Here is a 13,644-nt window from a genome sequence, read left to right as displayed (position 1 = left end):
GTGCGAGGCGGTGCGGCGCGGGGGTCAGGGCCGGAGGGCCCGGTCGACCAGCGGGACGGCCGCGCCGAGGTAGTCCTCGGGGCGGCAGAGCGCCGCCAGCGCCTCGGGGGTGAACAGTCCCTTCAGCTCGGGGAGTTCGGCGAGCACGTCGGCGAGCTCCCGGCCGGTGGCGGCGGCGGTCCCGGCGGCCCGGGTGGCGAGGGCGCGGGCCGGGGCCCGGCCGAGCAGGGGGACGAGGACGGCGGAGACGCGTTCGGAGACGATCTGGCTGCCGGTCAGGGCGAGGTTGGCCGCCATCCGGTCGGGCCGCACCTGGAGGCCGGCGGCGAGTTCCACCGCGGTGTGCGCGGCGCCGCCGGTCAGCCGGAGCGCCTCGCGCAGCAGTTGCCACTCGGCGTGCCAGACGCCGCCGGAGCGCTCGTCCTCGGTGACCAGGCACTGGGTCAGGCCCGCCGCGATGACCGGTACCTGGAGCGCGGCGCTGCGGATCAGCGTCGAGTGCACCGGGTTCTGCTTGTGCGGCATGGCCGAGGAGGCGCCGCGTCCGGCCACCGGCCGCTCGCCGACCTCGCCGATCTCGGTCCGGGTCAGGGTCTGCACGTCGATCGCGATCTTCCCGAGCGCCCCGGTGGTGAAGGCGAGCGCGGCGGCCAGGTCGGCGAGCGGGGTCCGCAGCGCGTGCCAGGGCAGGACCGGCCGGGCCAGGCCGGTCTCGGCGGCGAAGGCGTCGACCAGGCGCTCCAGGTAGGCGGCCGGGTCGTCGCCGGTCGCCGGGTCGGCCGCGAGGGCGTTCTCCAGGTACCCGGCCAGGGTGCCGGCCGCGCCGCCCAGCGAGACCGGCAGGCCGGTCCGCTCGACCAGCGCCAGCCGGTGGTCGGCGTCCAGCACCAACTGCCGCCATCCGGCGGCCTTCAGGCCGAAAGTGGTCGGCACGGCCTGGAGGGCGAGGGTGCGCCCCGCCATCGGGGTGGAGCGGTGCGCCGCGGCCAGGGCGGCGAGCGACTCGGCCACCCGGCCCAGGTCCGCCCGGATGATCCGCAGCGCGCGGGAGGCGACCAGCATCGCCCCGGTGTCCAGGATGTCCTGACTGGTCGAGCCGGAGTGGACGTACTCCGCCGCCTCCGGGTGCTCGGCCGCCACCAGCGCGGTCAGCGCCCGGACCAGGCCGACCACCGGGTTGGCGGTCTCCCGGGAAGCCAGGGCGAGCGCCCGGACGTCGAAGTTCTCGACCCGGGCGAGGGCGGTGATCGCCTCGGCCGCCGGGCCCGGCACCACGCCGAGTCCGGCCTGCGTCCGGGCCAGCGCCGCCTCGGCGTCCAGCATCGCCTGGAGCCAGGCGCGGTCGCCGACGGCGGCCTCGACCGGGGTGCCGGCCCGGACCGGCGAGAGCAGCCCGGTGTCCGCCTCCGCCTCCGCCGGGGCCTCGGACGGCGGGGCCTCCGGCGTCGTGCTCTCGGATGCCACGTTCTCGGATGTCACGCGCTGGCTCCTATCCTGTCGGCGTCCCGGTGCTCCACGGGTCGGAGCGCAAGTATCGCGCGGGCGATCGCGTCCGAGTCGCCCAGGGTCACCGAGTCCACCCCGGGGCGGATGCCGGCGGCGGTGACCCAGTGCACGCCCTCGGTGGGCACGCCGTAGGCGAACCGGCGCGGGTGCGCCCGCCCTTCGGCGTCGACCACCCGGTACGGGCGGGCGGTGACGTGCAGTCCGCCGGTCTCGTGGCCGCAGGTCCCCGGCGTCCGGTAGGGGGCGATCCCGCCGGCGTCCAGCAGGCTCCGCAGCAGCGGGTCGGCGGTCCGGCGCAGGTCGGGTTCGGGCAGCCGGGCCTCGATCAGCACCGTGGCCAGGACCGGCGGCCCGGGCACCCGGCCGGAGCGGGCGACGAACGCCCGCCGCTCGGCGTCGACGCTCACCGTGGTTCCCGGGCCGGTGAGTTCGAGCACGCCCGCCTCGATCAGCGCGATCATCTGCTCGATCCGGGCGGCCGGCGGGCCGATCGACAGGAAGCCGTTGAGCGGGGTGTACCAGCCCTCCAGGTCGTCGCGGTGCGAGCCGCCGTCCAGGCCGCCGTGGTCGACGGCGAGCCGGATCTCGTTGCGCAGGTCGCGCAGCACGTCCAGGGCGGCCTTCAGCGGGCCCCGGACGTTGCCGGCCCGGGCCTCCCGCAGGTCCTCGGCCAGGTACCCCAGCAGCCAGGACCGGAACTCCGCCCGGTCGCCGAACTCCCGCCCCGCGCACGGCTGGGCCAGCCGCTCCCAGTCCCAGTGGTCCGCCCGGTCGATGCCGTACGCGTGCAGCAGTTCGGCCCGCCGCTCCGGTGCCCCGGCGGCCAGGTAGAGCTCGGTGAACGGCTCCCGGTCGGCCGGGCGGCCGCGGGCGTCCAGCAGCGTCCCGTAGTACACGCTCTCCACCTCCAGGGCGATCAGCGGCCACAGGTCGCGGCGGAAGTCGAGCGGGGTGCCGCGCCGGCGGAGGGCGTCGACGTGCTCGGCGGTGAGCAGCCGGGGGAAGTACCGCCCGTAGGCGCCCTTCTGGTTCTCGCCGCGGGCCTGGTAGGGCACGCCGCGCCGTGAACTCGCGTACAGCACCGGCTCCTTGCCGGAGGCGCGGTAGACCAGTCGGCCGTCCTCGCGGGCGTAGGAGCCGCCCCGGCCCTCGGTCAGCAGCGTCAGGTGGTCGAAGAAGTTCAGCCCGAGCCCGCGCAGCAGGACGTGCTCGCCCGGCCGCACGGCGCCCAGGTCGGCGTCGGCCGGGTTGCCCGGCGGCAGGTAGCCGAGGCCGAGCGCCGCCGCCGAGTCGGCCAGCCGCTGCTCCTCCGGGCCCGGTACGGCCGGTACGTGCCCGGTGGCCAGCACCACGGCGTCCAGCGCGTCGACCGTGCCGCCGTCCGCCAGCCGGACCCGCTGGAGCTCCTCCCCGTCGAGGCCCACGGCCCGGGAGCGGTGCACCCGGACCGTGACGTGCCGCGGCGCGCGCTCCACCAGCCGCCCGAACACCGCCCGCAGGTAGGCGCCGTAGAAGGCCCGGCTGGGGTAGTCGTCGGGCCCCAGCACGGCTGCCTCGGCGAGCACGTCGGCCTCGTCCTCGGCCCCGACCCCGAACGGCGACCGGGCCCACTCGTACAGGCTCGGCCCGGGTTCGACCGGGCCGTCGATCCGCACGCTGTCGTCGGTGAACACGCTGACCTGGGAGGCCACCGTGTTCATCAGCAGGTGCCGCGACTGGTCGGTGCGCCAGACCGCGCCCGCCCCCGGCGGGTCGGGGTCGATCAGGTGCACGGTCAGCGGCTGCGCGGACGGGTCGGCCCGCTCGTTGGCGCAGAGCCGCTCCAGCACGGACAGCGCGCGCGGGCCCGCGCCGATCAGGGCCACCTGTCTGCGGGTCCCTGCCGTTCCCGGTGCCACCGGTCTCGCCGGGGTCGCCGGGGTGGGCCGGGGCGTGTCGTGCGAAAGCGTCCGAGTCGGGCGGATGCTCTCCATGGGGACTCCCTCCTGTCCTTGTGCGTCTGCGGTGGAGATCCTGCGAATTCCGGGTGGAGAGAGTACGTTGTCGACCGGGAATGGTCTGGACCAATGGGATCATGCCCAGTGCGCGCCGCCGGCGTCAACGGAATCTCGAACTTCCATGCCCAAAAGGGCATTTGACGTGCACGGACGATAGGGCACCCGAGACCCCCGGCCCGGCCGGATCCGCGTCCTTCGCCGCCCCGCGCCGCGCCGTCTCGCGCCGTGCCCGCCGCCTAGTGCCCGTCGAGCCGGACCGGGACGGCGACCCGCCCGTTGAGCATCAGCGACGGGAAGCGCTCCAGCTCGTCGTCGGGGACGGCCAGCCGGATCCCGGGGAAACGCGCGAAGAGGGCGGGCAGCGCGCTGACCGCCTCCAGCCGGGCGAGCTGCGCGCCCGGGCACGCGTGCGGCCCGTACCCGAAACTGGTGTGGCCCCCGACCGGGCAGCGGGCCGCGTCGAACGCGCCGGCGTCGTCCCCGTACCGGCCCGGATCGCGGCCCATCGCCAGGTAGTTGAGCAGCAGCGGGTCCCCGACCCGCACGTCCGCGTCCCCGATCCGCACGTCCGCGGCGGCGTACCGGGCGAAGAACGTGGCCACGGGCGCGTCGTAGCGCAGCAGTTCCTCCACCGCGGCCGGCCACAGCCCGGGCCGGGCGGCGAGCAGCGCGCGCTGCTCGGGGTGGCGCAGCAGCGCCCGCAGGCCGTGCACCAGGAGGTGCACGGTGGTCTCGTGGCCGGCACCGATCAGGACCAGCAGGGTCCCGATCAACTCCTCGTCGGTGTACGGGTCGTCCGCGACGGCGGTGAGCAGCGCGCCGACCAGGTCGTCGCCCGGCTCGCTCCGGCGCCGGGCGATCAGCTCGGCGATCAGCCCGCGGATGCCGAGCACCGCCGCGAGCTTGCGCTCCACGTCGACGGCCTCACTGAAGAAGTCGTCGAACAGCACCCGCAGCCTCCCGTACCACTGGGCGGGGATGCCCAGCAGCAGGCCGAGCACCTCCATCGGGACCGGGAAGGCGAACAGCACGCGGTAGTCGACCGTCCCGTCCGGGGACAGCCGGGCCGCGGCGGCGAGCGCGTCGAGGCGGCCCGCGACGATCGCCCCGACCGGTCCGCGCAGCGCCGCCACCCGCGCGGGCGTCAGGGCGCGGGCGAGCGGCGCCCGGAGCCGCCGGTGCTCGGCGCCGTCGACGGTGATCAGGCTGCGGGGCGTGTCCACCACCGGCCGCAGCGGCCAGTCGGCCGGCACCTCGCCCCGCCGCCAGGCGTGCCAAGTGTTCACGTCCTTCACGAAACGGCGGTCCACCAGCAACTCCCGCCCCAGCACGTCGGACGTCACCACCCAGGCCGCGAGCCCGCCCGGCAACTCGACCGGCACCAGCGGCCCCACCGCCCGCAGGCGCTCCGCCTGGCGGTGCAGGTCGCCGTCCTCCGCGCTGATCCGCTGGACGGGACGGCGCAGCGACAGATCCACGGGGACTCCGATCGGGCGGGGACGAGGGGATGAGGAGGAGCGGGGGGGCGGGGGCGGCCGGGCCGGTGCGCCGACCGGGAGTTCCGAGCTCCGACGACCCGCGCGTGCCGCGACCGTGGTGTGGATACCCGGCCCCGGCCCCGCGGAACCACCGCCCCGGAGGTTCCCCGCGGCGGAGGACGGGGCGGCGGGCGGGCCGTCCCGGGGTGGGGCGGCACCACACCGCTGCCGCCGAAACTGTGGACGATTCCCACATAGGCCGGTGACCTGTGCGTTCCTACGGTGTGGCGACGTCCCTCCCCGACCCTCACTCCACGCGGAATCGGTGACCCATGGTCAACTCCACCCTCGCCGGGAACGACACGCCCCCCGCTCCCCGACCGGCGGCGCTGCGCCGGGTCGTGGCGGCCTCGCTGATCGGCACCACCATCGAGTGGTACGACTACTTCCTGTACGGCTCGGCCGCGGCCCTGGTCTTCGGGCACGTGTTCTTCCCGAAGGCCGACCCGCTGACCGGCACCCTGCTCTCCTTCCTCACCTACGCGATCGGCTTCGCCGCCCGCCCGCTCGGCGCCCTGGTGTTCGGCCACTTCGGCGACCGGATCGGCCGCAAGAAGCTGCTGGTGCTGAGCCTGCTGCTGATGGGCGGCGCGACCGCGCTGATCGGCTGCGTCCCGGGCTACGACAGCATCGGCGTCGCGGCGCCGGTCATCCTGACCTTCCTGCGCCTGGTGCAGGGCTTCGCGCTGGGCGGCGAGTGGGGCGGCGCGGTGCTGCTGGTCTCCGAGCACGGCGACCCGGAGCGGCGCGGCTTCTGGGCGTCCTGGCCGCAGGGCGGCGCCCCGGCCGGCAACCTGCTGGCGGTCGGCGTGCTCGACCTGATGACCTTCGTCCAGAGCGACGAGCAGTTCCTCGCCTGGGGCTGGCGCGTCCCGTTCCTGCTCTCCGCGGTGCTGGTGATGGTCGGCCTGTGGATCCGGCTCGCCGTCGACGAGTCCCCGGTCTTCCAGGACGCCCTCGCCAAGGCCGAGGCCCGCAAGGCGGAGGCGACCCGCGCGGCGGAGGCGGCCCGCGCGGCGGAGGCGACTCGCGGGGCGGGGCAGGGGAAGGCCGAGCAGCCGCCGCTGCTGGCCGTGCTGCGCCACCACTGGCGCGAGGTGCTGGTCGCGATGGGCGCCCGGATGGCCGAGAACATCTCGTACTACGTGCTGACCACCTTCGTGCTGGCGTACTGCGTGGGCCACCTCAAGCTCGACAAGCAGACCGCGCTGAACGCCGTACTGATCGCCTCCGCCGTGCAGTTCGCGCTGATCCCGCTGTTCGGCGCGCTCTCCGACCGGGTCGGCCGCCGGCCGGTCTACCTGGCCGGGGCCGCGGGCGTCGGGGTGTGGGCGTGGGCCTTCTTCGGGCTGCTGGACACCAGGTCGTTCCCGCTGATCCTGCTGGCGGTCACCGTCGGCCTGGTCTTCCACAGCGCGATGTACGCGCCGCAGGCCGCGTTCTTCTCCGAGATGTTCGCGACCCGGATGCGCTACTCCGGGGCCTCGATCGGCGCCCAGTTCGCCTCCGTCGCGGCCGGCGCGCCCGCGCCGCTGATCGCCACCGCGCTGCTGAAGGACTACGGCGGCTCCACTCCGATCTCGGTGTACGTCACCCTCGCCGCCGTCGTCACCCTGGTCGCCGTGCTCTGCGCCCGCGAGACCCGCGGCCGCGACCTCGCCGCCCTGGACGCGGACGGGACGGACCCGGCGGCCGGAACGGACGGAGCCGCCGCGGCGAAGGCGGCCCGCGTCTAGCGGAGCCAACGGAGCAGCCCCCCAGGCCAGGCCCGGCCCGGACCCGTCCGTTCCGCCGCGCCCCATCCCCGCTACGCGCGGGGCGTCGCGGCCAACGCGTCGAGCAGGCGGACGAGTTCGGCCAGGACGGCCTCCAGGGTGGCCGCCGGGTCCGGGGCGCAGGCCACCGCCACGGCGCCCTCGCACAGCGCGCCGTGCAGCAGCGAGGCGAGTGCCTCGACCTGGCGGTCCGCGATGCTGCCGGCGCGGACCGCCCGGCTCACCCCGATCCGCATCATGTGCCGGCAGTCCTCGCGGACCGCCCGGACCGCGTCCCAGCCCAGCGCGCTCGGCGCGTCGATGATGGTGATCCGCTGGACGGCCGGTTCGTGCGCGCGGACCAGGAAGACCCGGCAGCCGGCGATCAGGCCCTCCCACGGGTCCAGGTGGCGGCCGAACTCCTCGGCGATGGCGGCGGCCAGGGCGCGCTGCTCGCGTTCGTACACCGCGAGGAACAGCGCCTCCTTGTTGCGGAAGTGGTGGTACAGCGCCCCGCGCGACACCCCGGCCCGCTCGCAGACGGCGTCGAGGGAGGTGGTGGCGTAGCCGTCGGCGGCGAACAGGTGCCGGGCGGCGGAGAGGAGGTCGGCGGTGGTCGCCTCGGAGCGCTGCTGCTGGGTCCTGCGGCCGGGTGGTGTCACCTGCGGGATCCTACGCGGGGCTCCGGCCCGAACCGCACCCGGCGCTGGGTCCGAGCCGCGCCCGGTGGGGCGGTCGTCGCCAAGTTACCGACCGATGGTCGGCAAATCCAGTGGCAGAAGATCGGCAATCCTCCGCACGCGGTGGCCTGCGACACATTGACGGCCGACCGCGGGCGGAAGATACATTCCATCCGTCGGTTTCCTTCGATGCGTCAGAAGGCAGGCAGCGCAGATGACAACCTCGGTGATCGTCGCCGGAGCCCGCACCCCGATCGGCCGGCTCGGCGGCGCGCTGGCCCCGCTCGGCGCCGTCGAACTCGGCGCGCACGCCGTCAAGGCGGCCCTCGCCCGGGCCGGAGTCGCCCCCGAACAGGTCGAGTACGTGCTGATGGGCCAGGTGCTGCAGGCCGGGCTCGGCCAACTCCCGGCCCGGCAGGCCGCCGTGGCGGCCGGCATCCCGCTGGACGTGCCGGCGGTCAACGTGAACAAGGTCTGCCTGTCCGGCATCGACGCGATCGCCACCGCCGACCTGCTGATCCGCTCCGGCGCGTACGAGGTCGTCGTCGCGGGCGGCATGGAGTCGATGACCAACGCGCCCCTGCTGCTGCCCGGCCTGCGCGCCGGCTACCGGGGCGCCCCGCCGCAGCTGCTCGACAGCGCCACCCACGACGGCCTCACCGACGCCTTCCAGCACATCCCGATGGGCGCCGCCACCGACCGCCGGGGCCCCGCGCTCGGCCTCACCCGCGCCGAACAGGACGCCTACGCCCTGGAGTCGCACCGGCGCGCCGCCGAGGCGCAGCGGGCCGGCCGCCTCGACGCCGAGATCGCCCCGATCCCCGTCCCCCAGCGCCGGGGCGCCCCCCTGCTGGTCAGCGCCGACGAGGGCGTCCGGGCCGACAGCACCCCCGAGCAGCTCGCCCGCCTCGCCCCGTCCTTCGACCCCGGCGGCACCATCACCGCCGCCAGCTCCTCACCGCTCTCGGACGGCGCCTGCGCGCTCGTCCTGACCAGCGCGCGCAAGGCGGCCGAACTCGGCCTGGAGCCGCTCGCCGAGGTCGGCCCGCACGCCAGCGTGGCCGGGCCCGACACCTCCCTGCACTCCCAGCCCAGCCGGGCGATCCGGCGGCTGCTCGACCGGACCGGGCTCGCCGTCGCCGACCTCGACCTGATCGAGATCAACGAGGCGTTCTCCGCCGTCGCCCTGAAGTCCATGAAAGACCTGGGCATCGACTCCGGCCGGGTCAACACCGACGGCGGCGCCCTCGCCCTCGGCCACCCGATCGGCATGTCCGGAGCCCGCCTGGTGCTCCACCTCGCCCACGCCCTCAAGCGGCGCGGCGGCGGCACCGGCGCGGCCGCCCTCTGCGGCGGCGGCGGACAGGGCGACGCCCTGCTGCTCACCGTCCCGCGCTGACGCCCCGCCTCCGGGCCGCCCCGTCGGCCTCCGGGGCGGTCAGGGCCGCTTCGACGTCCGGGTCCGCTTCGACGTCCGGATCCGCGGCGCCGCCGGGCGCCGACGGCGCACCGACACGAGGCCGGGCTGGTCCCGCAGCCGCGGCGGGACCAGGAAGCGCGGCCGGTTGAACCAGGCGATCGCCAGGATCGTCCAACCGCTGGCGGTGACGCCGAGCAGGAGCAGCACCAGCGGGGCCACCAGCGCTACGGGCAGCCGTGACGAGCCGCCCATGACCCCGGTGGCGTTCAGCGCGTCGACCAGGCCGACCAGGGCGCCGAGGAAGTACTGGAACACCCCCACCACCAGCAGGGCGCGGGTCGTTTCGGGTTCCAGCCTCGCCCGCCAGGGCGCGTACGCCACCGGGCTCCGCCAGCTCCGCAGCTCGCCCCGGACGCACACCGTCCCGAACCACAGCAGCCCCAGTGCCACCAACCCGGTGACGACGATCATCCTCTCGGCCCCCGCCCGCTACGCCCACCCGCCAAGTCGCCCCCACCGTACGCGATCACACCCCGCCGGGGGAGGCCCCGGCCCCGGACGCGGTGCTCTCCGGGGCCGGAGCCGGAGCCGGGGCCGAACCCGGCGGCGCGGCTCAGTGCAGGGTCTGCAGCGAGGCCGCGTCGTACGGCTGCAGTTCGGTGTGGCGGCCGGCCAGGACCTTGGCGGCCCACTGCGGGTCCTGGAGGAGGGCGCGGCCGACGGCGACCAGGTCGAACTCGTCGCGCTCCAGGCGGTCGAGGAGGTCGTCGAGGCCGCGCGCCGGGGCGCCCTCGCCCGCGAAGGCGCGGAGGAAGTCGCCGTCCAGGCCGACCGAGCCGACGGTGACGGTGGGCAGGCCGGTGAGCTTCCTGGTCCAACCGGCCAGGTTGAGGTCGGAGCCGGCGAACTCGGGCGTCCAGTAGCGGCGGGTGGAGGCGTGGAAGGCGTCGACGCCGGCCGCGGCGAGCGGGGCCAGCACCGCCTCCAGCTCCTGCGGGGTCTCGGCGAGGCGGGCGTCGTAGCCGTCCGTCTTCCACTGCGAGAAGCGGAACAGCACCGGGAAACGCGGCGAGACGGCCGCGCGCACCGCCGCGACCAGCTCGGCCGCGAACCTGGTCCGGGCGACCGGGTCGCCGCCGTACGCGTCGGTGCGGCGGTTGGTGCCCGCCCACAGGAACTGGTCGATCAGGTAGCCGTGCGCGCCGTGCAGCTCGACGCCGTCGAAACCGGTCCGCTCGGCGGCCGCGGCGGCCTCGGCGAACGCGCCGATGACGGCGTCCAGGTCGGCGCGGGTCATCGCCCGGCCGGCCCCCTCGGTGCCGTCCGGCCGGATCCCGGACGGCCCGACCGCCGGGGCCTCCGGGAACGGCGGCTCGCCCGCCCGGCGGACCATCCCGATGTGCCACAGCTGCGGCACGATCGTCCCGCCCGCCGCGTGCACCTCCTCGGCGACCTTGGCCCACCCGGCCAGCTGCTCCTCGCCGTGGAACCGCGGGATGCTGTCGCTCTGGCCCGCCGACTCGTGGCCGACGTACGTGCCTTCGGTGACGATCAGCCCGACCCCGGCGGCGGCCCGGCGCGCGTAGTACGCCCGGACGTCCGCGCCGGGCACGCCGCCGGGCGAGTGCTTGCGGGTCATCGGCGCCATCACGATCCGGTTGGGCACGGTCAGCCCGTTGATCGCGACCGGACGGGACAGCACCGCGGCGGCCCGCTCGGCGGCCCGGTCGGCGGCGGGAGAAGCGGCGGCGGCGGGGGAGGGGACGGGATCGGTCACGGGAGCTCCTCGGGATCGGCGGCGAACGTCCGTACCCGGACGGCCACCCGGGTCAACGACCCCGCGCCCCGGCGCATTTCGCCGACCACCGCACTCCCCGCTGTGATCCGTGTCACGCGCGGGCACCGCCCTTGGCGCGGAAGGGAGTTGGCGGAACGTCGGGGAGGACGCCGCAGCCCCGGCCGCCCGTCGGGGCGCGACCGGGGCCGGGGCCGTGCGTGGTGGAACGGGGTCAGACGGCGGCGGGGGCCGGCAGGTCGAGTCCCCGGGTGGTGACCAGGTGGGCGGTGCCGTCGACGAGCCGGTAGGAGAGGCCGACGACGGCGGTGGTACCCGCGGCCACCGCCGAGGCGATGGTGTGCGAGCGCTCCACCAGCAGGCTGACGGTGTGCCGTATGTGCTCGTCGATGAAGTCGGAGTTGTCGGTGTAGCCGGCGGCGTTGGCGGCCAGGACGCTCGGGGTGACCCGCTCGATCACGTCGCGGACGAAGCCCTCGCCGCTGGCACCCGCCGCGACCGCCTCCCGGGTGGCGCCGACCGCGCCGCAGGAGTCGTGCCCGAGCACGATCACCAGCGGCGTGCCCAGCACGCTCACCCCGTACTCGATGCTGCCCAGCACCTCGGTGCCCAGCACGTGCCCGGCGGTGCGGACCACGAACAGGTCGCCCAGGCCCTGGTCGAAGATGATCTCGGCGGCGAGCCGGGAGTCGGAGCAGCCGAACAGCACCGCGAACGGCGCCTGGGACGGGGCGGTCTGGGCGCGGCGGGCGGCGTCCTGGTTCGGGTGCTGCGGGGAACCGGCGACGAACCTGCCGTTGCCCGCCAGCAGCAATTCGAAAGCGGCCTGGGGAGTGAGGTGCGTGGCGTCAGTCATGCCCGCAGACTACGTCCCCGCCCCGCCGCCGGTCGCGCCCGGGCCACGTCCTGGACCTTCCCACAACGGGAGCAAAACATGATCAAACCGCTGATCCCGGCCGAAATCGTCCGGATATCGGTGCTATGGCGGCGATAATCGCCCCCCGACCGGGCCGATGCTACGAATACCATCGGTCCGGGCCGGACGGCCGGCCCGGACCGACGGAGCCGAAGGGACGGGGCATGGGGGCGGAGACGGGGACGGGGACCACGGGTGGCGGCGGCGGGTACCGGGCCGTGCTGTTCGACGTGGACGGCGTCCTGCTGGACTCGCTGCCCGCCTACCGCCGGATCTGGGACGCCTGGGCCCGGCTGCGCGGCCTCGACACCGCGCACGTCTGGGACCGCACCTTCGGCCGCCGCCCCGAGGACACCGTCCGCGACGTCGCCCCCGCGCTCGACCCGGACGCCGAACGGCTCGTCCTCAACGCGCTGATGCACGAGCAGGGCGACGCCTTCCCGGCCGCGGACGGCGCCGCCGAACTGCTCACCGCGCTGCGCCCCGACCGCTGGGCGCTGGTCACCTCGGGCAGCCGCGGCCCGGTGCACCGCCGCTTCGCGCTGGGCGGGCTGCCGCTGCCCGGCGTGCAGGTCTACGGCGAGGACGTGCGGGAGTCCAAGCCGCACCCCGAGGGGTACCTGCTGGCCGCGCGCCGGCTCGGCGTCGACCCGCGGCACTGCCTGGTGGTGGAGGACGCCCCCGCCGGGGCCGCGGCGGGCGCGGCGGCCGGCTGCGCGGTGATCGCCCTGACCCTCTCCCACCCGCCCGGGGCCTTCCCCGGCGCGACGCTGCACGCCCCGTCGCTGCGGGCCGCCCACGCCGCGATCACCGGGATGCTGGCGGCGGACGAAGCGTAGGGCGGTCGGGCGCGGGGCGGGGTCGGGCGCGAGGCGCGGTCAGTCCGGCCCGGTGTACCGGTCGGGGGCGAAGGCGCGCAGCGCGGCGGGCACCTCGCGGCCGCGGTCGGGGAGGCGGTCCAGGGGCAGCAGGGCGTAGCCCCGGTGGCCGCGGTCGACGAACATCCGCGGGAACGGCAGGTCGGCGCCGGGCGCGGCGTACACCACCAGGTGCGGGCCGGTCCCGACGGTGTGCGGGAGGGGGCTGGTGCTGACGGCGGAGACGTCGGCCCAGCGGGCGAACCACTCGGGACCGGCCGGTTCGCGCAGGCCGATGCCGTCCGGACCGATCCGCAGGCGCAGCGGGCGCAGGTGCCGCCGGGTCGCGCGGACGCTCAGCCAGCCGAACAGGGCGGCCGGCAGCGCGAAGAGGCCGTAGCGCGGTTCGGAGTCGAGCGTGCCGCCGCAGGCCGCGCCGACGGCGAGCGGGGCGGCGCAGAGCGCGGTGGCGGCCGGCGCGAGGGCCAGCCGGGCGCGGGCGCGGGCGCCCGGCCGGGCGGTGAACTGCCGTTCCACGCCGCCGCGTTCGGGGGTGTGGCGGTCGCGGGGGCCGGGCGGCAGTACCTGCCGGGGCGCGGTCTCCAGCCGGTGCCCGGCGAACTCCCGGAGCGCTTCGACGAGTTGGTGCAGCGGCTGGTCGAGGTCGGTGCTGTCGAGCAGGACGTGCTCGTCCGGGTCGGCCCCGTGCCCGCCGGCCCCGCGCCCGGTGCTCCCGCCGGTCCGGGGCAGTTCGGCGCCCGGGGCGAGCCGCAGCACCAGTCGGGGCGGGGGCGCGCTGGAGGAGTCGTCCTCGGCGGACTTCGGCGGGTGCCGCAGTGCGATCGACTCGACGGCGCTCCAAGGGAGTTCGGCGTCGTGCAGGGTGATCCCGGCGTCGTCCAGGCGGAGCCGGAACGGCTTGCGCAGCCGCCGCAGTTCGCCGACGCCGCGCAGCAGCAGCCCGGCGGACAGGGCGAGCAGCGCCAGCGCCCCGTTGCGCCGGTCGCCCGTCGAGGCGGCGGCCCAGCCCGCGAAGCCCAGCACCCCCGGCGCGGACCAGCCGACCAGCCGCAGTCCGCGTCGCCGGATGCGCCCGCTGATGGTGAACTCCATGGCCCCGCCGCCCTCTTGGATCCGCCCGGTAGGGGCATCCTGCCCGCCGCCCGGACGGCCGGCCATCG

At 76.1% G+C, this 13,644-nt stretch carries 11 protein-coding genes; 3 read left to right on the top strand and 8 right to left on the bottom strand.

Features of this window, described 5'->3' with window-relative positions:
* Nucleotides 1-24: 24 nt before the first annotated feature.
* The 3 genes from pcaB to KSE_RS03730 form a co-directional block, all read right to left on the bottom strand.
* On the bottom strand, nucleotides 25-1,479 hold the full coding sequence (pcaB, locus tag KSE_RS03740) for a 3-carboxy-cis,cis-muconate cycloisomerase (protein WP_014133937.1): 1,455 nt from the start codon (nucleotides 1,477-1,479) through the stop codon (nucleotides 25-27).
* Nucleotides 1,476-3,371, bottom strand: coding sequence for an FAD/NAD(P)-binding protein (locus KSE_RS03735; protein ID WP_014133936.1), 1,896 nt, complete (start codon nucleotides 3,369-3,371; stop codon nucleotides 1,476-1,478). Before KSE_RS03735 ends, pcaB begins: the two co-directional genes overlap by 4 nt.
* A 368-nt stretch (nucleotides 3,372-3,739) precedes the next feature.
* Complete coding sequence (locus KSE_RS03730; protein ID WP_014133935.1) at nucleotides 3,740-4,981, bottom strand: cytochrome P450; 1,242 nt, start codon at nucleotides 4,979-4,981, stop codon at nucleotides 3,740-3,742.
* Nucleotides 4,982-5,313: 332 nt separating this feature from the next.
* On the opposite strand from KSE_RS03730, the gene KSE_RS03725 reads away from it, so the two are divergent.
* Entirely contained in the window at nucleotides 5,314-6,777 is a 1,464-nt protein-coding gene (locus tag KSE_RS03725; RefSeq protein ID WP_014133934.1) for an MFS transporter, read from the top strand.
* Between the two features lie 71 nt (nucleotides 6,778-6,848).
* Here KSE_RS03725 and KSE_RS45595 read toward each other — a convergent pair whose 3' ends face one another.
* Nucleotides 6,849-7,457: a TetR/AcrR family transcriptional regulator gene (locus KSE_RS45595; RefSeq protein WP_014133933.1), complete on the bottom strand. Its 609-nt coding sequence runs from the start codon at nucleotides 7,455-7,457 to the stop codon at nucleotides 6,849-6,851.
* A gap of 232 nt (nucleotides 7,458-7,689) precedes the next feature.
* Here KSE_RS45595 and KSE_RS03715 point away from each other — a divergent pair, with 232 nt between their 5' ends.
* A complete protein-coding gene (locus tag KSE_RS03715) occupies nucleotides 7,690-8,874 on the top strand; it encodes an acetyl-CoA C-acetyltransferase (RefSeq protein ID WP_014133932.1) in 1,185 nt (394 codons plus the stop codon).
* A 39-nt stretch (nucleotides 8,875-8,913) separates the two neighbouring features.
* Here the strand turns inward: KSE_RS03715 and KSE_RS03710 are convergent, their stop codons facing one another.
* From KSE_RS03710 to KSE_RS03700, 3 genes are all read right to left on the bottom strand, one after another.
* Nucleotides 8,914-9,366, bottom strand: coding sequence for a hypothetical protein (locus KSE_RS03710; RefSeq protein WP_014133931.1), 453 nt, complete (start codon nucleotides 9,364-9,366; stop codon nucleotides 8,914-8,916).
* Nucleotides 9,367-9,508: 142 nt separating this feature from the next.
* Nucleotides 9,509-10,672, bottom strand: a complete 1,164-nt coding sequence (locus KSE_RS03705) for an NADH:flavin oxidoreductase (protein ID WP_014133930.1) — start codon at nucleotides 10,670-10,672, stop codon at nucleotides 9,509-9,511.
* Between the two features lie 232 nt (nucleotides 10,673-10,904).
* Nucleotides 10,905-11,546, bottom strand: coding sequence for a carbonic anhydrase (locus KSE_RS03700; protein ID WP_014133929.1), 642 nt, complete (start codon nucleotides 11,544-11,546; stop codon nucleotides 10,905-10,907).
* A gap of 224 nt (nucleotides 11,547-11,770) precedes the next feature.
* On the opposite strand from KSE_RS03700, the gene KSE_RS03695 reads away from it, so the two are divergent.
* Entirely contained in the window at nucleotides 11,771-12,445 is a 675-nt protein-coding gene (locus KSE_RS03695) for an HAD-IA family hydrolase (protein WP_014133928.1), read from the top strand.
* A 39-nt stretch (nucleotides 12,446-12,484) separates the two neighbouring features.
* On the opposite strand, the gene KSE_RS03690 is transcribed toward KSE_RS03695, so the two are convergent.
* Nucleotides 12,485-13,576, bottom strand: a complete 1,092-nt coding sequence (locus KSE_RS03690; RefSeq protein ID WP_014133927.1) for a hypothetical protein — start codon at nucleotides 13,574-13,576, stop codon at nucleotides 12,485-12,487.
* Between the last annotated feature and the right edge of the window lie 68 nt (nucleotides 13,577-13,644).

The organism is Kitasatospora setae KM-6054 (assembly GCF_000269985.1).
Classification (GTDB): domain Bacteria; phylum Actinomycetota; class Actinomycetes; order Streptomycetales; family Streptomycetaceae; genus Kitasatospora; species Kitasatospora setae.
This window is presented reverse-complemented; position numbering and strand designations above follow the sequence as displayed.